This is a genomic window from Microcoleus sp. LEGE 07076, assembly GCF_015207455.1.
Taxonomy (GTDB): Bacteria; Cyanobacteriota; Cyanobacteriia; order Cyanobacteriales; family Microcoleaceae; genus Microcoleus.
This window is the reverse complement of sequence record NZ_JADEWV010000051.1, coordinates 1-20,225: the sequence shown is the minus strand read 5'-3', so window position 1 is coordinate 20,225 and position 20,225 is coordinate 1. Positions and strand designations below refer to the sequence as shown.

The window sequence follows — 20,225 nt, the reverse complement described above, 5'->3', positions numbered from 1 at the left end:
TGTGTAAATTATTTAATTCGCGATCCTAAGTTATTTAATTCGCGAGCCTAAGTTCTGGACTTTTAAAAATTGGGATAACTATCGATGGGAACATCCCAAGCAATTGTTAGCGGTTCCAATAATTTTTGCTGGCTCGATCGGGCGAGGGTGTTTAAGTATTCGCGAACAACCGTAGCGTGCTCGATATTCAAGCGATAACCGCGCGTGACATCTTCAAAGAAAAGCGGCTCGGCCAAAATTGCTTGCCAATCTGGATTTTGCCTCGAATCCTCGGCTAGCAGCATGAAATCTTCCTCCTCCGGCAAAAGTCCGGCCGGCAATTTTCCTTCCAAAATCTCGCGAATCCGGGACTCACAGGTGCGGGTATTCACGCCTTGGCGTTCCAATAACTGCAAAATTTCCTCAAAGCTCTGAGTTTCGACACCCAAAACCTGCATTAATTCCCACAGCAGAAAAAAGTCATTGTACTGGTGCTGCGCCACATCCAAAATTTGAGGATAAAGAGCCAAACTCGCCAACCCGCAGGCAACTAAACCAATTTTTTCGGAGATATTTGTACTTGTAAATACAGAATATATTTCAGAATTGTGAAGCTCTGAAATATCTCGATCGCCCTCGAACTCTTGATGTTGAACGACGATCGCATTCGGCAACTTCTGTCGCAACCAGCGGGCGATCGCGGGCCAAGCACCCATACCTCCGGCACAAATCGCCTGATTAATCCCCGCCGGCGACATTCCCGCGCGGCTCAACAAAGCATTTAATTCGCGATTCAACTGCTGCACAAAAGGCACTAAAACCAAACTCTCCAAATCTCTACGCTTCACATCCCAATGCTGCTGGCCGATATTCAAAACAAAACTTTCTTGATGTTGCAAAATAACTTTCAAATGCCTTGCCGCCTCTAACAATTGCAGCCCAAAAGCAGAACCTTGCAACCGCTGCTGCAATTGATAGCGACTCGGTAAATCGGGATGCCCCGGACGCGGCAAATCGATCGACATTCCCCAAGTTTCATTTTTAGCCAACAACTGACAGATAATATCCTGATCGAAAGCATCACCAGCAGCATCAAAACTTTGGCAAATAAAATCAGCACGAGTTAAATCCTGAAGATTGGACGGGAGTTCGACTAAAGCTAATTCCACCGTTGCCGCCCCCGCATTTAGAATCAAAGTTCCCCCGCTAAAAGCCGAAGCATTCACACTTCTAGGTGCTGCTTCTGCGAGGGAGCCCATAACAGAATCGGGCGCTGGCGACTGTAGCAAATCGGGATTTTTCCCAGGAGTTACAGCAGCCACCAAAGTGGCGATCGCATCTGGGACCACAAAAATTTGCGAAGCCGAAGCCACCAGATCCGCGCCCAAAACCGCCTCCTGCAGGTTAAACCGATAAGCATCCGACCAGCCCGCCGGAGTCCCCAAAATTACACCCTGCAAGTCTAACAGGGCCGCATCGAGAGTTTCGGCCATGAGTCCGGAAGCTTTACAGATCAAATTAGAAACTGGCAAAGCAAAATTCGCCTCCGGCATTGCAGCATCCAAAACTTCCCCCTCGCCGCCAAATTTTTGCCCCTGCTGACTCGGATTCAAAGTAGCCAGCAGCGCCCGCACACCTTGCAGCGGTATGGCGATCGACAAAGCCCGATCCGGAGACCACTGCAACAGCGGTTCGTACATCCCAGCAGTTGCGCGCTGATAAGGAATACTGACTTTTAAAGGCAATTTAAAATTTTGCAGCAAAAACTCTCCTGCAGGCAAAGCCAACTGCCGGCATCCCACCGACTTGACTGTAACCTGGGGGCTTGTAGCGCTTGGGGCTGTTTCCTCCATCACCGCAACCGAGGGAATCCGAAAACTGGCGCGACGATCGGACGTACCCTCAACCTGCGATGCTTCCCAGTAAATCGGGTACAACTGACTGCTGGCGCGATCGACCAAAGCCGCGGACATTCCGCTGGAACCGAAATCAATGCCCAAATACCAGCGAGAATTTGGCCGAGTCCGGGATGAAGGGGCGATCGCACCTACAACAGAATGGGCTGGCGACTCTTGCTGCCGCGTCTTCTCGCTGAGTCCGGTTTGTTCCTCAACAACTTCGGATTTACTCTCTGTTGGGATTAGGGTTTTTTTTTTGCTTTCTGGAGGACTCGATCGCACTGCGTCAGTTTCGGCAGTGTCCATCAAAGCTCGATCGGTCTCGGTCAAACTAGCCAAAATGTCGTCTAGCGTCAATTTAGACTCATCTTCCTCAGCCAACAAATCATCCCCAAGTTCGTCTTCTAAAACAAACGGTTCATCCTCAGACGAGAGTTCCAACACATCCGAGAACAAATCCTCCAGAGTGCCGAGTTCTGCCTCTGCGGCCTCAGCAAAGGGATTTTCTGCACCGCCCTCGGAATTCGCCGCCAAATCCAAGCTGTTAACCGCGCTTAAATTCGATCGCCGTTGGCCAGTTTCCAATCCCTCCAGATTGTAGAGGTCTGTCTCCAAAAGTTCCAGAGTATTGTTATCCAAATTTAGAGCTCGATCGAGGTCATTTTCTAATGCCTCTACCGGCAGCAAATCCTCGTCCGGCGAAGCTTGGATGTAGCCATCATCGAGCCGCGGCGAGGATGTGTCGAACTCGCCAGTGCGAACATCAGCGGCACTGGGTTGGTGCGGGCTAATTTCGGGAGGCGCGCTCAAAGTCGGCGGCCCCGGTACCGCAGCAGTGTCGAAATCCTCGCCTTGGTTTTGAACTGTTTCTAGATTTTCTCGATCGTCCGAGTCAAGTTGCGGCGCGATCGAACTTTGGGTTGGCGGTTCTGAAACTTGAGGTACTGTTGGCGCGATCGAACTGAGGGCTGACGGTTCTGAAACTTGAGATACTTTTGCAACTTGCGGTTCAAATAAATCTTCACTATCTAAAGTCAGATCATCTACCGAATTACCGATTACGAAGTCAGAATTTTCACCTACTAATAAATCTTCCAGCGATTCCCCTTCGTCCAGCAGATTTACCAACAAATATTCAGCTTTATTTAGAGATTCGGTAGTTTCCCAATCTGCCTCTTGAAAATCAACCAATTCACTCCCAGCAGCACTTTCATCATTTTCTAACGTGAAATTTTCGAGTTCGAGTTCGAGTTCTGCGACTTCTTTTCCCACGAACAAACTCGCGTACAAATCTTCAACATCTTCGCCATTTTCTGCTAAAATATCTTCCGACTCTGTGTCGGCAAACCGAGTTGCAGAGTCTGGTGTTTCTGGTGCAGAACCAAACAAATTATCTTCCAAATCTGAGAACGAGAGAGGAGCTTCAATACGATCTCTCTGGCCCATCAACTGTCCCGATTGCGAAGAAATTTCTGTACCCGCGTAGGGAAATCGATCTTGCTGTGCGAATTCGCCGCTGCGATTTTTACTGGCCCTGGCCGAGGGTTCGATCGCCGTATTTGAGGGGGCGGGAGGGACTCCAGAGCGGTCTGCTACGGTTGGGGTTGTAGTTTCGAGATTTGCCAGGGCGATCCTCTGCGAGGGCTTCGCCAACGGCTGCTGGACGTAGGAAGAAGCTTCTCGTCCCAACTGTGCCGCCAGCGCGTGGTTGACAAAAGCCGCGACCATCGCCTCGCTCTGCTGCCTCAAACCGTACATATTTTCGATTCCTTGCCCCAAGGAAGTTTGATAGCTTTGCAACTTTGCTTCCAAAGCCTCGAACACCATACCCACCGTAGAATCGAGTTCCACCAGCAGGCTCTCGGCACGAGCTTGAAACTGTTCCATTTGCTCGAACCGGCTCGCCGATATCAACAGCAGGTGTTCTTCTGAAGTTTGTGAATTTAAAGCCGATTGCTCCGATTGTGGTGCGCTGCTTTGCAACAACTGATTTTCTAGGCTACCGAGAATTTGGGAGAAATCGCGATCCAAAGTTTCTGCCAAGCGGCCCGTCAGTACCTGCAAGAATTCAGAAATGATTTGCTGTTGGTTCGCTTGTTGTTGAGCTAGGGATTGTTGCTGCTGCCGTTTTGCTTCTAGTTGTTTGATTTCTTGAATTAGAGCTTGCTGCTGTTGTCGCAGAGCTTCTATATCTTCTTGGAGCGGCCCGGTGAGGGTGGAACGCAGGTTGCTAATTTCTCCGGTGACGGCAAGCATAATTTGCTCTGCTGCTGAGGGAACCGGCGGCATCGGCAATTTGGGAACAGGAACTGGTACTGGGCGGACACTTGGGCTTCTGGGCCTGTCGCCGGCCGCTAGCTTTGAGTCTGAGGAAACGAGATAAGTGCGAACTCGCTCTAAAAGTTGGCGCTGGTGGACAGTATCGATAGAACCCGTCCAAGGCAAGCGGGGGGCGGGCTTGCTGAGTACCTCGTCAATCTCAGCAATTAGTGCTTGAATTTTGTACTTCTGAGAATTCAAGGGCGGAACCTCTGGGAATGCGACTTGGGAGAAACTTTATTAAAAAAAATTGAAGTCAGGCGGCAGCTATGCCAATAGATCGAATAATCTGAATGGGAGTCCGTCAATAATGGACTAATATTTTGTGACAACTTTGAATTAATCTTTTGCTTTTGCCTTCGGATGACTTCTATTGCCCATCATAGGTTAGCCGGTACTTCCGCATCAAATGCTCGCTTCTACCAACTGCAAGGGAACTCAAATTCTGGGGCTACTTTCCTTTTTCGTCGGCAGGTTTGGGTCGATGCCCCAAGAGGGATAAGCTGTGCTTGACGAAATGCAGGCTGTCACCGGCTAGGCTTTGGTTCGCCACACCGGTCATCGGGAGTTTGGCAAGAGCGGCCAGTTTCAAAAAAAATGCAACTTTATGTCCGGGTCCAAACTCACAAGCTGTTGCAAAAATAAACATTGCATATTCAGGCCTCGCTCGCGTGCCCACCCCACAATTATGTGTAAATTATTTAATTCGCGATCCTTATCGAGTAACTCATTCCCGATTCTTCAATTTTCAATTCTTCAATTGTCGGACTTGGGATGCCGGGATTCGGTATTGTGCCGATACAATTGATTTGAACAACCTTATATAATAGCTTTTTATCTGTCTCCACGGCTAGAGATTAATGGTACAATAGTTTCGGGGTAGCAAAAAAAGGTTGTTGGAAACTGCGTCGGTTTCGCGAGCTGCCAGGGCCAACCTTGTAAGTACAAAATTATTGTGGATATTCCGGATATTGCTGAGATTTAACTGATTTGAGGCAGTTGCGGTTGGATTTGGTGGCTACTTACTCGGTTTGGGGACTTGCGCTGTTTCCCTGTGCCGATCGACAGCAGGGCCAGCTCGATCGCAAATCTCTCAGGAGTGTTAAGCTTGTGTTCGCCCAGTGCTGGTCTTCGGTAACTCGATCGGCACAAGGAGCTTGCCGCCCTGCTTAAATTTTGTTAATAAAATTTGCGCGGGGGTATATAGCCTTTGTCACTTTAGTGAGGTACGAATTTTGACCGAAAAAGCTTGACAATGTAAGGGTTACAGCATACCTCAGCATACATCATGTTTCTGATAAACGCTATATGCCTACAAAATTATGGTATAGTCTTTAGTCTCTACCTCGCCATCAGAACTTGAGGCTATTAATTTCCATATTCGATGGCTCGACCGCCAACATTTAGAGGTAAAATTGGTAAGTTTACATACTTGTTTGTTACATAAAGAAACTGAAATCGAATGACTCGGCTGCCTGCTATTTCTAACTGCCCAGCGCAGCTCAAGCGCGTAAATTAAAATAATGGCCTCATGGAAGACCGCTTTAATACCCGAGATCCGCAGTCTAATATAAATCAATTGATAGTTTCTACTCCTTTTTTTGCAGGTTTACCCGAGGCTGTAATTGAAAGAGCAACTGTCCACATTGTTAGCCGCAGCCATCCGTCAAATCAAGTGATTTTGCTGGAAAATGACTGGGGAACGTCAGTGTATTTTATATTGGATGGTTGGGTGAAAATTCGCACCTACAACCTAGACGGAAAAGAAGTAACACTGAATATTTTAGGGAAAGGAGAACTGTTCGGGGAAATGGCAGCGATCGAAGAAACACCGCGATCGACAGATGTCATCACCCTAGCCCCGACACTGATCGGCAATATGCCAGCTCAGGATTTTGTGCAACTGATTCATACCGAGCCGCTAGCAGGCATTCGGCTAGCTCAACTGATGGCCCGCCGCCTGCGGCAAGTTAACCGACGCCTGCGTTTGCGAGAGTCAGACAGTACCTCGCGAGTAGCAGATATTTTGTTATTTTTGGCTGAGGGGCAAGGGAAAATCATGTCAACAGGAGGTACAGAAATTCCCAACCTCCCACACAGAGAATTAAGCAGCCTCAGCGGGCTGGCAAGGGAAACGGTAACGCGAGTGCTCAGCAAGCTAGAAAAAAAAGGCACAATTCACCGCGAACGTGACGTTTTGTGCATTCCCGACCTGCATGCCTTGGAGCGTCTGTTAGTCTAGAAATATCGCAGACTGCCTGTTTGAATCTAATTCAAATGCACTCTCTGTTAAATATCTGTCAAATCTCTCAAATAACTGATATCGATGATTTTCCCCCGGAGGTAAAGCTGTGAGTTTTAAGAAAATTTTCGCCGCCGTAGATGAGTCAGAATTGGGCCAGCGCGTCTTCAGTCAAGCTTTAGAATTAGCTCTGGGCGATCGGGCCCAGATGATGTTATTTCACTGCGTTACTGTCAACACGATGGGCGAGACAGCAATACCAATTCCTGTAGATTTGGGAATGAATGTCGAGTTAATGGATCGAGCTTATCAAGCTCAACGTTTGCGGTTGGAAAATGACCTAAAACAGTCTTCGGGCTTGCTACAAAATTACTGCGAAACAGCGACTAAACAAGGATTGCAAGTGGAATTTGACTGCAAAATGGATGGAGATCCGGGGCATTCTGTCTGTGAAGCTGCCGAAAATTGGGGCGCAGATTTAATAGTGATTGGGAGGCGCGGCCGCACGGGGCTGACAGAAGCTTTTCTCGGCAGTGTGAGCAATTATGTCGTTCACCACGCATCTTGTTCGGTTTTTGTCATTCAGGAAGTCAAAGCCCAAAAATGATACTGCTGAAAAGTTTTGCCCGGAAAATTCATCTAAAATAAGACTGGCGCGGGTATCTCAACCCGGTTTTTGGGAGCAATATTAAATTTGGGTGCGAGGCTTCCCTACATTGAAACCGAGAATCGGAATTATCTATAGCGCGCAACTTGAGTAAAATCAAAAATCAAAAACTGGGAATCACCCGCATAGGGCGCAAGTACGTTAAAACTGATATCTTGCACCTGTGGCAAAAACCGGGTTTCTGACTGCAAATTTAGCATCACAACCTATCTCTATGGTTCAGAAACCCGGTTTTTAATAGCTTCCACACGAAGGGTGCAACATCTCAGTTAAAATCTCAAATCTCAAATCTCAAATCTAAAATCGGATGAGTGATTTTTTGTCAGCAGATGCCGCGTCTAATTCGGGCAGTTCACCGAGTACAAATAACGATCGCCAAACCGCAGCTATTTCAGATAATGCGGGCGCGTCCCCAAATCGAGATCCGCTTCCTGGCGACAATCGCCCGGAAGCGCCTTTGAGGCTCGTAGAAACGGCATTTTTGGCAAGTACCGCTAGCTTAATTTGGCTGGTAAATTATTACTTTCCGCTGGGGCCTTTGCTGCGGGTTTTTTTCCCGATACCCATCGCCCTGGTTTACCTGCGCTGGGGCAACCGAGCGTCTTGGATGTCAGCTTTGGTATCGGGTTTGCTGCTGTCGGTACTCATGGGCCCGACGCGGAGCATTTTATACGTGATTCCTTTTGGAGTTATGGGAGTTGCGCTGGGAGGACTTTGGAGACACAAAGCGAGTTGGTCTGCTTCTATTAGTTTGGGCGCGCTAATTGGTACTATCGGCTTCTTTTTTCGGTTTTGGCTGCTGTCAGCTTTGGTGGGCCAGGATCTCTGGGTTTATATCACTGTCCAGGTAACAGAGATGGTGGAATGGGCGTTTGTGAAGCTTGGCTGGCTGATGGTGCCGAGTTTGGAGGCAATTGGGGCGATCGCCGCCGGGATGATTTTGGTTAACAATATTGTTTATTTATTTGTAGTGCATTTGGTAGCTTTGCTGCTGCTCGATCGTTTGGGAAATCCGATTCCGCGGCCGCCGCGCTGGGTGCAGGTTTTAATTGATTATGAAGAGTAGTTCTTGGCCAAACAGGCCAAACAGGCCAAACAGGCCAAACAGGCCAAACAGGGCATACCTCACTTTTTTGAGCAAGGCTGTATTAGTTATTGTTACCGACAAATAACAAATAACAAGTAACAAATAACAAACAACAAATAACAAATAACAAACAACAAGTAACAAATAACAAACAACAAATAACAAGTAACAAATAACAAATAACAAATAACAAATAACAAATAACAAATAACAAATAACAAATAACAAATAACAAATAACAAATAAATGATTGGTATTTATACAGAAATTGAACAGGGCCAGCGATGGCTCGATCGCTATCGGGGACAGCAACCGATATTTGCCTGCGTGTTAGGATTTACCGCGACAGGCTTAATTCCGGGGATTTCCGCGGCAGGAGCAACTCCGCGCGATCGACAGTTTACTTGTTTGGCAGATGCAGAATTTTTGTATAACGGCCCCCAACCCTCACCCCAATATCCTTTGCCGCCCCTAGAAGCCGGCGCCTCTCCGGTACTGATATCTCGCGCTGTAGTCGAAGCTTTGGAAATTCCGCTTTACCTGTTCAATGCTGGTTTGCCTCTCCCGACTCCGGTATCTGCAATTGATTTGGGCGGTACTGCGGCAAAGTGTCTGATTTCTGGGAATGCTTTAGAACTCGAAACAGTCAAACATTTGCTGGAACAAGGGTTGATTTGGGGAGCTAAACTGGGTGCTAAAACTAATGGCAGCTATTTAATTTTAGGGGAATGCGTAGTTGGGGGAACGACTACTGCTTTGGCCGTGTTAATGGGTTTGGGTATTGCAGCGGCGGGCAAGGTTAACAGTTCTCACCCTCGCTGCAATTACGCTCAAAAATTGGCTGCGGTGACAGCGGGACTCAATAATGCTGAGTGGGAAATTGGCGGACAAAGTAGCACTCCCGTGGAATTGGTGGCGGCGGTGGGCGATCCGATGCAGGTGGCGGTGGCGGGAATGGCGATCGCCGCGAGTCGGACTTGTGGGGTGCTCTTGGCTGGCGGCACGCAAATGCTGGCAGTCTACGCTTTGATGCAGGCCTTAGCCCGCGAATATGCTCTGTTGTGGTGTCCCGAACAAGTTGCGGTGGGGACTACTCGTTGGGTAGCAGAAGACCCGACAGGAGACACTGTAGGACTTGCTAAGGATATTGGCGGTGTGCCTCTGTTGGCCGCGCAGCTCAGTTTTGGGGGTTCTCGCTATGGGCAACTGCAAGCTTACGATCGCGGGTACGTTAAAGAGGGTGTCGGTGCCGGAGCCTGTGCGATCGCCAGCGGGCTGACTGCAAATTGGACTCCTACTCAACTCCTCCAAGCTGTTGAAGCTTTAGCCTTGCGATGTGAAATCAAACATTAAGCAGGTAGTTATAGCAATCGATAGGGGATTTGTGAACTTCTCTCTTTTTTGCTCTCTCTATGAGTTATCTGCGGTTCGCACAAAAAATCTTGTTCGCTCAAGAAAGATGATTGCTATTTCCACACAAAATGTTGCCTTAATTTGCTATTTTTGTGCTAATTTTGCGACCAAAAAAATTCTTGAATGACTCAAAAATAGACGAGCAGAAATCAACGCAAGTTGTCTTTTTTCGGATGATAATTCCCGATCGCCCGCAGCAATATTTAATTAGACCCGCCTGTTTGTTGCGAGTGAATTCTTTTGGATAGCAACTGTTCTTCCAAGGCTGCAATTCGATTGTAAGCCGCTGTTAACTGAGCTGTGAGGCGCTGGATTTGAATTTCCGCGCTCAACTCTTTTTCCAGGCTTTGAGAATTCTTGTTGAAGTAGCTGTCATCTAACAGTACGTCCTTGTGTTCCAGCAGCCCGTCGAGACTGCTGTAGTTTACATATAGGGAGGTTTTGTGATTTTCTACCGTTTCAGGGCGATCGTTTTTCTGCTGCTGTGCCAGCTTGGTATTCTGAGCCGACTCCAATAACTTTTCATTCAGGTTTTCTATGAGTTTGTAGAGAGCATCGACTTGTTGCGTCAATACTGTAACCTGCTGGCGGAGCGCTTCCATATAATTATCCTTGAGATTGTAACTTATATCTTTACATTGTAGGGAAATCTTTACATAAGTGGTATTTATCACTAAATTATTTAATTTTTGAGCTAATTGTTGTGTTCCCAATCCTGACGGTAGATTGAGGGATTCAGCTTGTTTATTTGAGATTGAGGCATTGAAGATTTGAGATTTGAGGTAGTCGCGGAGGCTGAAACTGGTTTTTTAACTCCCGCACTTGGTTCTAACTTGTAATGAGAGTTAAATAATCCGCTTTCTGAGAGTCGGAGGGCTCAGTCTTGCGTTAGATTGATTGCGCCCCGCCAGTGCTTTGGGTCGAACAGACTTCCGATCGCGACAGAAGCGAGTACAATGGCTCTGTGTTTGAAAAAGAAATAAGACAAATCGGCGATAACGACCAAACTCGAAACACAATTATTTCCGGGGCTGCCAAACACATTTCCCGTCGGTCAATATTAGAAAAGCGGATTCACAGGTGAAACGAAGGTCTTTGCTATTGGGGGCCGCCACCCTAACTTTAAGTCAATTGGCGGCAGGTTGCGATTCGAAGCCCATTCTCAAAATTCGATCGCTCAAAAACAGTATTCCAGCTCAACTCGCAAGCAAATTTAGCCGCGACTTACAACCGTCTCCGGTTTTGCAGGTAACGCAGGAAGCACAATTAAAAGAATTATTCGCGCTGTTGCAGCAGTGGAAACGCATACCGTCAGCCAAAGATCAAGCTGACTTGGTGATGTTGGCAGATTATTGGCTGACTTTGGCAATTCGGCAAAAATTGATTAAGCCGATCGATCCTGCTAAATTAGATAATTGGTCGAAATTGCCCGAAAGATGGCAAAAACTCGTCAGGCGCAACGAAGACGGTGAGTTAGACGCTAAAGGTAAAGTTTGGGCTGCACCTTACCGCTGGGGAAGTACGGTAATTGCCTACCGAATTGACAAATTTCAGGATTTGGGGTGGACTCCGACAGATTGGCGCGACTTGTGGAAGCCCGAATTGCGCGATCGAATTTCTCTACCGGATAGTGCCAGAGAAGTTATTGGTTTAACATTAAAAAAACTGGGAAAATCTTACAATACGCAGCAATTAGATAAAGTTCCCAACCTCAAAAAAGAACTCACAAATCTGAACGCACAAGTTAAACTTTACAGTTCCGACGCTTATTTGCAACCGTTGGTTTTAGGCGATACTTGGTTGGCAGTCGGTTCCTCTGGCGACTTGTTGCCACTACTCCAAACTCAAAAGGATATTGCTTTAGTAATTCCAGTTTCGGGAACTGCACTTTGGACGGATTTGTGGGTAGAACCCGCATCGAAAAAAGCAGTTTCGTTAGCATCAAAATGGATCAATTTTTGCTTGCAGCCTCAAATTGCGCCTCAATTATCTTTGCTCGCCAAAGCTAGTTCGCCGATAATTACCGGCATGAAACCCGAGGATTTGCCTGCTAGTATTCGCACTAATCCTGTGCTGTTCCCACCTGCTAAAATTCTTGCTGCTAGCGACTTTCTGCTGCCTTTCGGGGAGGCGGGGATTCAGCAATACCGATCGCTCTGGCAAGAAATTCGGCAAGTAGTGAGAAGTTAAACCGTAGGGTGCGTCAGTCACCAGCCCAAAAGCGCCGAGAAAATCATGTAAACTGACGCACCTCAAACCGTAGGGTGCGTCAGTCACCAGCCCACAAACGCCGAGAAAATCATGTAAACTGACGCACCTCAAACCGTAGGGTGCGTCAGTCACCAGCCCAAAAGCGCCGAGAAAATCATCAAAATTGACGCACCTCAAACCGTAGGGTGCGTCAGTCACCAGCCCAAAAGCGCCGAGAAAATCATCAAAATTGACGCACCTCAAACCGTAGGGTGCGTCAGTCACCAGCCCACAAACGCCGAGAAAATCATGTAAACTGACGCACCTCAAACCGTAGGGTGCGTCAGTCACCAGTTGTACCTGTAAGCTGCGTTAGTTGTTAAATTCTCAACTACTACTAAGGGTGAATTTTCATGTAAACAAAAATTCTGACCTTTTTTGTGAGGCGTGTATCCTTGTGCTAAGCCATCGAGAATTATCTCACGCACCAGCACAGGAGTAATAGCTTGATAATCATAAGAAAAACGTGTCATCAATCTCTGAGCAGGATTCTCATATAACTCTATGCACAAATCAATTCCGCAATCGTGACCTGAAGCAAGCCAACGATATTTTTCGCCGTTTATGCTGATACTACGTGAAGCTTTTTTAGGAACAGCCATTTTTTTTTGTGATTTTGGGAGTGATTTTTCTAACACTTAACTTGTTTATTTTCAAATTGAATCTTTTCAAAAATTCATTTTTGGCAGCTACATTTTTTCAGCTCAAATACGCGGTGCGTCAGCTTTTGATTTGTCGATTATCCCGAAAATCTCTCTAGCTGACGCACCCTACTAAAAGCCTTTGAGTTTGCCTCGGAGACCTGGATTTGACAGAGATTCTAGGTCGATTTTACAGTTCAGCCGATCGCCCTTGCACGAATAAACCGCCAAAGCCTTCCCTTCACGGTTGCAAACTCGCAGATTGTAACCGTATTCCCTAGAAACAGTGCCGAAACGGTTGACAAACTGGTAGCGTTCGATATAATCTAGCAAGCTCCAAAGTTGGCGGTTGACGATGATGATTACTGCAGTGTTGCCCCGATCGACAAACCAGCGATCAAGCAATTTGCCGCCAAACAGTTTGTCAGCTAACCACAGACTCGGCACGCTTGGTTCGGCTTGCGAAAGTGGCGGCGACGGGAAATTTGCAGCGTTACCACTCGGGCAAACCGACTGCTGGGAAAACGCCGCCGATTGATGGGGCAGCCAAGCAGAACCCGCAATTAACAACAGAAATAAACTTTTGGTAAAACTACAATTCTGGCGCGGATCAACATCGTATTTCATAATTATTGTTTGGTTTCTTATACAGCATATTCCTTGTGTATGTGGTACAGATAATCCGAACTCCGTGTAAGGTGCGGATACATCGGTCAATCTGTAAGTTATATCCAATATCTCGGAGCGACGCACCCGGAGGATTAACATCACACGATTCCTGCTGCTACTGTAATTCATGAACCTGGAATATGCTGTATATTTCCCTAACGCGCGGATTTTACCAACCATTGATGCCGGAAACTGGCCATCTCGAAAAGCCGCCCCAGTAAGGTTAAAATTCCGATCGCCTAAACAACGAAGCAGGTAGGCAAACAGTAAAAGTAGAACCGCAATCCAACTCGCTGCTAACTTCAATATCACCGCCCATCATCTGACAAAAACGCTGACTGATAGTCAATCCCAAACCAGTACCGCCGTACTTGCGAGTAGTAGAATTGTCAGCTTGAGTGAAAGGTTGGAACAGTCGCTCTTGCTGCTGTTTTGTCATGCCGATGCCCGTGTCCGTCACTCGAAAAATTAGAAAGTCAGCATCCAAAATTAACATTTGAGCAACCCTCGGTTGATATTTATTTTTTAATTCTTCGCTGGTAATTCTTTCGACATTAAGTACGATCGCCCCATCAGTAGAAAATTTAGCAGCATTGCTCAGCAAATTTAGCATTACCTGCCGCACTTTCATCAAATCGCCGTGCATAGCGCCCACATTCTCAGCAATCAACACTTGCAAAGTATTGCCGTTTTTATCAATTAGCGGTTTTACAGTTGTCGCCACCTCCTCAATTAACCCGCCCACATCGAAGCTTTCAAGGTAAATTTCCATCTTGTCAGCTTCAATTTTGGAAATGTCGAGAATGTCATCAATCAGCCGCAGCAAGTGTTTGCCAGCAGTGCGAATTTTGTCTAAATCCGAGACAACCTCCAAGTTGCCCAACTCCTGGGCATCTTCCGCCAACATATCGCTGTAACCAATAATCGCATTCAGGGGAGTCCGCAACTCGTGACTCATGTTTGCCAGAAAAGCACTCTTGGCGCGGTTGGCAACTTCTGCGGCTTCCTTGGCCAATTGCCACGCCGCCTCGGCATTTTTGCGATCGGTGATATCCCTCAGCGTTGCCACCACCGCTTCCACACTGCCGTCTGTCCCGCCAACCGGACTGAGAATGTATTCGTAGTCGCGGGTTCCCCAGTTAGCGGTGGGGACGATTACTTCGCCTTTGACGGACTCGGCTTTAGCAAATACGCTGTCGCATTCTTGGTGAACCTGCTGCATAATTTTGGGGGACCAGCCTAATTCTTGCCAGTTTTTGCCAATCATTTTTCTCGGGTTCATGCCGACAGCTTGAGCGGCGGTGCGGCTGACATAGGTGTATTTTCCCGATCGATCTACTAGAAAAATTAGGTCGAGGGAAGCGCCGAGAATCCCGTCAACTGTTCTGGCGTGTCGGGCTACCTGGGCGGTCATTTGTCTGACGGCGATCGTGCCGCGGACTCTAGCTGCCAGTTCAAACTGCAAGAGTTCGTTGGCTTGTTTGAGGAATTGCGTGCGCTGTTCGACTTCTATTTCTAGTTCTGCCTTAGCTTTTTCTAGGGTGAGTTCGGCAAGTTTGCGAGCGCTCACATCTGTAGAAATTGTACCGACTGCATAAGCTTTGCCTTTAGAGTTGCAGAGGGGAAATTTGAGAGAAATATAAGTGTGCGGGCCGTCATCTTGAGGGATGACTTCTTCAATGCTCAAAGGCGAGCAGGTTTCGAGAACTTTCAGGTCATTTTCTCGCAAGGCTGCCCAAGAGTCTTCGGGAAAAATATCGCCGTCAGTTTTGCCTGTTATTTGCTCTTTTGTGATGTGGAACAAATTGTCAAAATGGCTGTTGGTCAGCAGGTATTTTCCGTCAACATCTTTGATGTAAATCATTGCTGTTGAGTTGTCTAAAATCGCTTGCAGCAGTGCTTCGCTCTTTCGCAGGGCTTTTTGAGTATTTTGGCGTTCGAGTATTTCTCGCTGCAATTCCAAGTTGAGGCAATTTAAATCTTGCCAAGCTTCCTGAACTTGATTTAAGGCGATCGCACTTTTTTCGGATTCTGTATTTTTCTGCCGCGGCTGCTGTGAAACACTGTTTGTGGGCAATTCTACGGGTGGGAAAATTAGCAGAATTTCGGGATTTGCGATTTGCGATTTGCGATCGCCTGAAAAATTTTTATCTGAAAAATCAACCGCTAATTGACCGCCTGAACTCGGTTTTTTTGAGAACAAACCAAATTCCGCCCAATTTAAATTATCAGATGAATTATCAGAAGTGCGGTCTAACTTTTCCAATAGCTGCTGCAGCTCGGCAGTGGAATTACATGATGAATTCCCCTCTGCTGTTGATAAATCAGAGTTAGCTGGTTTGGCTGTCAGGCGGGCGACTGCAACTGCCAAAGCGACTGGGACAGTGGCCGCAGACAGTGCCAGCAGCAGCCAATTGTTCCCCCACCAGATGTCGGAAGTTTTGGGGATGCCCCGCACTAAAATTGCTGCGGGTTTTCCGGCTAAATTGTCGAGGGATCTAGCAGCTACCGTATAAGTTTGACTGCCTGTTTGTACCTGTGCGACAACTGGTTTGCCATCGGCAGCGACTGCGCGTTTTAGGACAGATTTGTCTGCCAGCAACTCTGGCAACTCTTGATTTTTACTAAGTGTTGGCCCGCTTGCTAAAACAAATTTACCGTCAGCAAGCGGTGTGTAGATAGCGCGATATCCGCCGCCCTGTAAATTGACGGTTTCGCTGCTAGCAACTGCCGTTATTTGGCTTTGAATTTTTCCTAAAACTAAGACAGCAATCACTGTCTGAGTTTTTGGATCTTTGACGGGAATTGCTGCGTAGCGGACGAGCGCATGGCGATCGCCCATTCCGGGCGGCAAAGATAGGAATTGTTTCTGAACTTCAGATTTAGCAAGAATTTCGGTGGCTGTAACTTGCTCTTTTTCAGCAAATACTCGATCGAGTATTTTTTCCAGATTAAAACTTTTTTCCTTCAGGTTTAGGTTGACGCCAGCCACAATCTGCCGATTTTTTGCAACTAAGAGTGCGCTGTCTATTTCCCCTGTTTTAACTTGAGTTTCCAGAATTTGCTTGACAGATTTTTGCAAATTTGGTAGATTTTGGTCGCTGTTGTAATTTGAGGCTGTTTGCGCGATCGTTTTGCTATCAGAGGAGTTTTGCAAGCGGTAGGCGGCGCGGTCTAGTTTAAGACTGTAGTTAGTTTCACTAAGGCTCAATTCTGATTTCGCTTGATTTTGCCGTTGATTTCTGCCAACTGCTGATGTTCGCCAAAATGCTGCTCCCGTTAATCCGACTGGCAAAATTATTTGTAAAACCAGCAGTCCGATTAGCTGTTTTCTGGTAACTGAAAAGTTGTAGGTGTAAGGCTTTAACGCTGCTTGAAATCTTTCAGAAGTCGCAACTTTAGTTAGCTGCAGACAATTTAGCTGATTGTCGTTTAACTGAGTTTGAGCCATAGTAGTAGATGCTGAATCGGTTCTAGATGACACGCGATACCTGAATCGGGAATTGTCAATTTGAAATTTGAGGTTTGAAGTCCAATCCGGTTAATCAATCATCATAAAATTTTTCGGTTTTACCCGGTATAACCTAGTAAGAAAATGGGCGGGTATTTCCACAAAAATCGTTTTCTCGGTGTTGAATCGGATTGTATTATTTAGTTGTTTTTACATATACTGTATACTCCTATTTTAAGTGTATTGGAAGCATCCAAAGCGGTGCTTTCACAAAAGTGTTTGCGCTTAAATGTAGGCTTTCCTGTGCAGGATGCTCGCACTAAAACAAAAATGCTTTTTGCAAAATGGGGATACTACCGAAGGCAGTGTCCAAACTAGGTAGTTTTTCGATCGGCGATACAGTAAATTCACTTAACAAAAGTCTAACGTAATTCTTGCGTCAGTTAGCACCGGGTCGATCGACCTTTTCCCTCTTTTGGCTGCTTCAGCTCAATCCCACAACCGCCTGCCCGCTTTGCCGCCGAGTCGCTGGTGAGTATCTTTGAGCAGAGTTGGGATGTCCAACTCTTCGGGACACCGGGGCAAACAGTCGCCGCAATCGGTGCAGCGATTGCCTTTGCTGCCGGGAAACCAGTGTCCGGCATTTTCAAACATAGTGTAGCGGTATTTACCGAAGTCAGTCATGTCGCACCCGACGGCAAGATTGCGGAGTCGCAGCACTTCGGGAATGTTGATGTTTTCCGGACAAGGCAAACAGGCATAGCACTGGCTGCATTTGTCGGTTGCCAAACGATCGGCAATCACCGATTCTAGTCTGGCGAAAATAGCAATTTCGGCATTTGTGAGGGGAAAATCGCGATCGCAATATGTCAGAGGTTGCTTCAATTCTGTCGGGTTTGCAGCCCCCAAGCTCAAAGTCCCAATCCTCGTATCGCTAAGTAAAAACCGATAGTTCAACTCCAAAGGCGACAGAGGCGAGCACAATTGTGCCAGAGTTTCCGGGGGCGTGTAGAGTTGCCCTCCTTTGTCTGCCGGGGAAATGATAAAAACGCCCATATCTTTCTGTTTGGCAAGTTCAATTGCCGGGGCGTTGCGCTGAAAAAAATAGTAATAATGCAGGTTGACAAATTCAAACAAATCTGTGTTAATTGCCGCCAAAATCAGATCCAGAGGCCCGTGAGTCGAAAAACCGACGTGCCGAATGCGACCGTCGGCTAGGGCTTTTTGTACGGCACTCATGCAGCCTGCGGGCGATCGCACAATCGCCAAATGTTCCCAAGCATTCAAACCGTGAATTGCCAGACAGTCGATGTAGTCTAGATTCAGGCGTTTGAGAGATAAGTCGATGCAGCGTTCCATAGCAGCAGCATCGTCGGTTGGGGGGATTTTTGTAGTGACGTGTAAGCGCGATCGATCGATCGACAAACCAGCCGAGATGGCCGCACCGAGATATTCCTCGCTGCAACCGTAACCTGCCGCCGTTTCCAGGTGATTGATTCCCTGAGACACCGCCTGCTGTACAGTCTGACAGGCAATTTCCTCAGAAGCCAAATAGCGCATGGTTCCCAAGGAAAATACCGACAGATGCAAATTAGTTTTGCCAAACCGTCGATAGCGCATAAATCTCAGGAAGTTTCGCCCTGGCCCAAACCGCTTCTCTTGATCAAATCCTCCGGGCGGAGGTTTGAGATAAATTCCCGGAAGGCGCGGCGTTCGGCTTCATCAGCATCTCGATCGACCGGTATCGAAGCATCGGCGACAACTTCTTCCATCACCCAAATGGGGGTATTCGTCCGCAGTGCTAGGGCGATAGCATCGCTGGGTCGGGCATCCAGCTCTTTTTTAACTTCTCCCTGACGGACGATCAGCACGGCATAGAAGGTGTTATCTTGCAGCGAGTGAATCACTATCCGCTCCAAGGTAATACTCCAGGCCTCCAGGAAAGCGACCATCAGATCGTGAGTTAAGGGTCGAGGAGGCTTGTTGCCTTCGAGAGCGCTAATAATAGCCTTAGCCTGCTCCTGACCAATATAAATAGGCAAAGCGCGTCGCTCAGTAGCGTCTCTCAATAGGACAATAGGGCTGCGCGTGGCTGCATCTAAGGCAATTCCAGCGACTTTCATTTCAATCATTCGATCGGCCTCATAGAATTAAGAAACTGTAAGGCAGTAGAGAACTTGGACATAAAGATGACCTAAATCCAGTATGACTCGATCTTCGCCTGAATCAGCAACGGATCGGGGAGTGTCGATTTGAGATTTGAGATTTTTGATGCAAAGAGGGAGGGAGGCGGAGAAAGTAAAAGATTCTGCACCTGGTTTGTCCCTGTGATTTGATCTAAATAAGCGCTCCACTAAGGAAAAAATCCCTATGTTTACAGGACTAATTCAATCTCTCGGGAAGCTAAACTCGCTAGGCAACGATTACTTCCAAATTTCCTGCACCTCAAGCAACTCATACCAAATTTTACAAGATTTAGCCATTGGAGACAGCGTAGCCGTCGATGGAGTTTGTTTGACTGTAGTGGAAGTTATGCCCCAAGGTTTTGTCGCCGCCGCTTCCCCAGAAACCCTGCGCCGCACTACATTGGGAGCATTCCCCGATGCTTGGGTAAACCTAGAAACATCCCTGCGCGCAGGTAGCAAATTGGGCGGACATTTCGTGACGGGGCACGTAGATTCGATCGGCAGTTTAGCAGCATCAACCCAAACCGCCAACGCTTGGGAGATGAGGTTTACAGCCCCACCATCAGGCAATTCAGCATGGCAGCGTCAAATCGCACCATACATAGTTTCCAAAGGCAGCATCGCCGTCAACGGCATCAGCCTAACCGTGGCAGATTGCGATGCTGAGGGCAATTGGTTTGAAGTTGCCGTAATTCCCCACAGTTTTAGCGAGACAAACCTCAGCTATTTGCAACCGGGAAGTTTAGTAAATTTAGAAGCAGATATACTCGGCAAATACGTAGCAAAATTTCTCCGCAGCGGCCGACAACCGCATCCCGAATCCTGGGAAGAAATCCCCGCCATTAACAGTAACAGTTTAGGAACAATCACACCAGAATTCTTAGCAGAACACGGATTTATGTAATCGCATAACTCGGCGGTTGAAACCGCTACTACAGAAACGAAGTCCGCCGACGCGGACTAAAGAATAAAGTTGTAGGGTGCGTCAGCGAACTATTCTATCAATAATCGACAATTCAAAGCTGACGCACCTACTCAAACTAACTTCTCTCTCTGCGCCAAGAGCGCTCTCTGCGGTTCAAAAATCCCAATCTATTCCTCAACAAAATTGTTTTTTTTTCCAACCCACATTCCGCAGATGTGATGATCTTGCTGGTAGTTTTCAAGAATTAAAGCCATCAAACTTTTTTTAGTCTAACTCTTTTAACTTTAATTTATATTTTTTATGAAAATTAGTAGACAATATCTCAAGTTGAGTCCCGGTTTTTTTCGGTGACAATAACTTGCTCAATTTATCAGGGTAAGAGCATCTCAATCATGCTTGACAAAAGCACTTGAGAATTTGCATCATATAGTCATTATTCATCGCAGCCCGTTTTCTTTTTTGTCGCAAGCTACGTTTGAGAGTTGTTTCTTGATTGAC

General features: G+C 47.0%; 15 protein-coding genes. 7 read left to right on the top strand and 8 right to left on the bottom strand.

Annotation, left to right across the window (positions count from 1 at the left end):
- Positions 1 to 62: 62 nt before the first annotated feature.
- On the bottom strand, positions 63 to 4,397 hold the full coding sequence (locus IQ270_RS11105) for a hypothetical protein (protein WP_193973281.1): 4,335 nt from the start codon (positions 4,395 to 4,397) through the stop codon (positions 63 to 65).
- Positions 4,398 to 4,647: 250 nt separating this feature from the next.
- Positions 4,648 to 4,845: a hypothetical protein gene (locus IQ270_RS11100; protein WP_193973280.1), complete on the bottom strand. Its 198-nt coding sequence runs from the start codon at positions 4,843 to 4,845 to the stop codon at positions 4,648 to 4,650.
- 341 nt (positions 4,846 to 5,186) lie between these two features.
- On the opposite strand from IQ270_RS11100, the gene IQ270_RS11095 reads away from it, so the two are divergent.
- The 5 genes from IQ270_RS11095 to cobT all read left to right on the top strand — a co-directional run bounded on the left by IQ270_RS11095 (position 5,187) and on the right by cobT (position 9,545).
- Positions 5,187 to 5,369 carry a hypothetical protein gene (locus IQ270_RS11095; RefSeq protein WP_193973279.1) on the top strand — a complete coding sequence of 61 codons (183 nt, stop codon included), beginning with the start codon at positions 5,187 to 5,189 and terminating at the stop codon, positions 5,367 to 5,369.
- 358 nt (positions 5,370 to 5,727) lie between these two features.
- Positions 5,728 to 6,438 carry a Crp/Fnr family transcriptional regulator gene (locus IQ270_RS11090; protein ID WP_193973278.1) on the top strand — a complete coding sequence of 237 codons (711 nt, stop codon included), beginning with the start codon at positions 5,728 to 5,730 and terminating at the stop codon, positions 6,436 to 6,438.
- Between the two features lie 109 nt (positions 6,439 to 6,547).
- A complete protein-coding gene (locus IQ270_RS11085) occupies positions 6,548 to 7,045 on the top strand; it encodes a universal stress protein (RefSeq protein WP_193973277.1) in 498 nt (165 codons plus the stop codon).
- Positions 7,046 to 7,412: 367 nt separating this feature from the next.
- Complete coding sequence (locus tag IQ270_RS11080; RefSeq protein WP_193973276.1) at positions 7,413 to 8,171, top strand: DUF2232 domain-containing protein; 759 nt, start codon at positions 7,413 to 7,415, stop codon at positions 8,169 to 8,171.
- 267 nt (positions 8,172 to 8,438) lie between these two features.
- On the top strand, positions 8,439 to 9,545 hold the full coding sequence (gene cobT, locus IQ270_RS11075) for a nicotinate mononucleotide-dependent phosphoribosyltransferase CobT (RefSeq protein WP_193973275.1): 1,107 nt from the start codon (positions 8,439 to 8,441) through the stop codon (positions 9,543 to 9,545).
- Between the two features lie 263 nt (positions 9,546 to 9,808).
- Here the strand turns inward: cobT and IQ270_RS11070 are convergent, their stop codons facing one another.
- A complete protein-coding gene (locus tag IQ270_RS11070; protein ID WP_193973274.1) occupies positions 9,809 to 10,207 on the bottom strand; it encodes a hypothetical protein in 399 nt (132 codons plus the stop codon).
- Between the two features lie 478 nt (positions 10,208 to 10,685).
- On the opposite strand from IQ270_RS11070, the gene IQ270_RS11065 reads away from it, so the two are divergent.
- Entirely contained in the window at positions 10,686 to 11,795 is a 1,110-nt protein-coding gene (locus tag IQ270_RS11065; RefSeq protein ID WP_193973273.1) for an extracellular solute-binding protein, read from the top strand.
- Positions 11,796 to 12,142: 347 nt separating this feature from the next.
- Here the strand turns inward: IQ270_RS11065 and IQ270_RS11060 are convergent, their stop codons facing one another.
- The 5 genes from IQ270_RS11060 to IQ270_RS11040 form a co-directional block, all read right to left on the bottom strand.
- Positions 12,143 to 12,493 carry a hypothetical protein gene (locus tag IQ270_RS11060; RefSeq protein WP_193973272.1) on the bottom strand — a complete coding sequence of 117 codons (351 nt, stop codon included), beginning with the start codon at positions 12,491 to 12,493 and terminating at the stop codon, positions 12,143 to 12,145.
- A 135-nt stretch (positions 12,494 to 12,628) separates the two neighbouring features.
- The gene (locus tag IQ270_RS11055; RefSeq protein ID WP_193973271.1) at positions 12,629 to 13,123 is read right to left on the bottom strand and encodes a hypothetical protein; all 495 of its coding nucleotides are present in this window, start codon (positions 13,121 to 13,123) and stop codon (positions 12,629 to 12,631) included.
- A gap of 265 nt (positions 13,124 to 13,388) precedes the next feature.
- On the bottom strand, positions 13,389 to 16,649 hold the full coding sequence (locus IQ270_RS11050; RefSeq protein WP_193973270.1) for a PAS domain-containing protein: 3,261 nt from the start codon (positions 16,647 to 16,649) through the stop codon (positions 13,389 to 13,391).
- A 456-nt stretch (positions 16,650 to 17,105) separates the two neighbouring features.
- Entirely contained in the window at positions 17,106 to 18,236 is a 1,131-nt protein-coding gene (locus IQ270_RS11045; RefSeq protein WP_193973269.1) for an aldo/keto reductase, read from the bottom strand.
- A gap of 5 nt (positions 18,237 to 18,241) precedes the next feature.
- Entirely contained in the window at positions 18,242 to 18,748 is a 507-nt protein-coding gene (locus IQ270_RS11040) for a bifunctional nuclease family protein (RefSeq protein WP_193973268.1), read from the bottom strand.
- Positions 18,749 to 18,986: 238 nt separating this feature from the next.
- On the opposite strand from IQ270_RS11040, the gene ribE reads away from it, so the two are divergent.
- The gene (gene ribE, locus IQ270_RS11035; protein WP_193973267.1) at positions 18,987 to 19,706 is read left to right on the top strand and encodes a riboflavin synthase; all 720 of its coding nucleotides are present in this window, start codon (positions 18,987 to 18,989) and stop codon (positions 19,704 to 19,706) included.
- Positions 19,707 to 20,225 lie beyond the last annotated feature (519 nt).

Coding starts and splice junctions, on each gene's coding strand:
- IQ270_RS11100 (WP_193973280.1), bottom strand. CDS start 4,845: ATGTTTATTTTTGCAACAGCTTGTGAGTTTGGACCCGGACATAAAGTT.
- IQ270_RS11090 (WP_193973278.1), top strand. CDS start 5,728: ATGGAAGACCGCTTTAATACCCGAGATCCGCAGTCTAATATAAATCAA.
- IQ270_RS11080 (WP_193973276.1), top strand. CDS start 7,413: ATGAGTGATTTTTTGTCAGCAGATGCCGCGTCTAATTCGGGCAGTTCA.
- cobT (WP_193973275.1), top strand. CDS start 8,439: ATGATTGGTATTTATACAGAAATTGAACAGGGCCAGCGATGGCTCGAT.
- IQ270_RS11070 (WP_193973274.1), bottom strand. CDS start 10,207: ATGGAAGCGCTCCGCCAGCAGGTTACAGTATTGACGCAACAAGTCGAT.
- IQ270_RS11055 (WP_193973271.1), bottom strand. CDS start 13,123: ATGAAATACGATGTTGATCCGCGCCAGAATTGTAGTTTTACCAAAAGT.
- IQ270_RS11045 (WP_193973269.1), bottom strand. CDS start 18,236: ATGCGCTATCGACGGTTTGGCAAAACTAATTTGCATCTGTCGGTATTT.
- IQ270_RS11040 (WP_193973268.1), bottom strand. CDS start 18,748: ATGATTGAAATGAAAGTCGCTGGAATTGCCTTAGATGCAGCCACGCGC.
- ribE (WP_193973267.1), top strand. CDS start 18,987: ATGTTTACAGGACTAATTCAATCTCTCGGGAAGCTAAACTCGCTAGGC.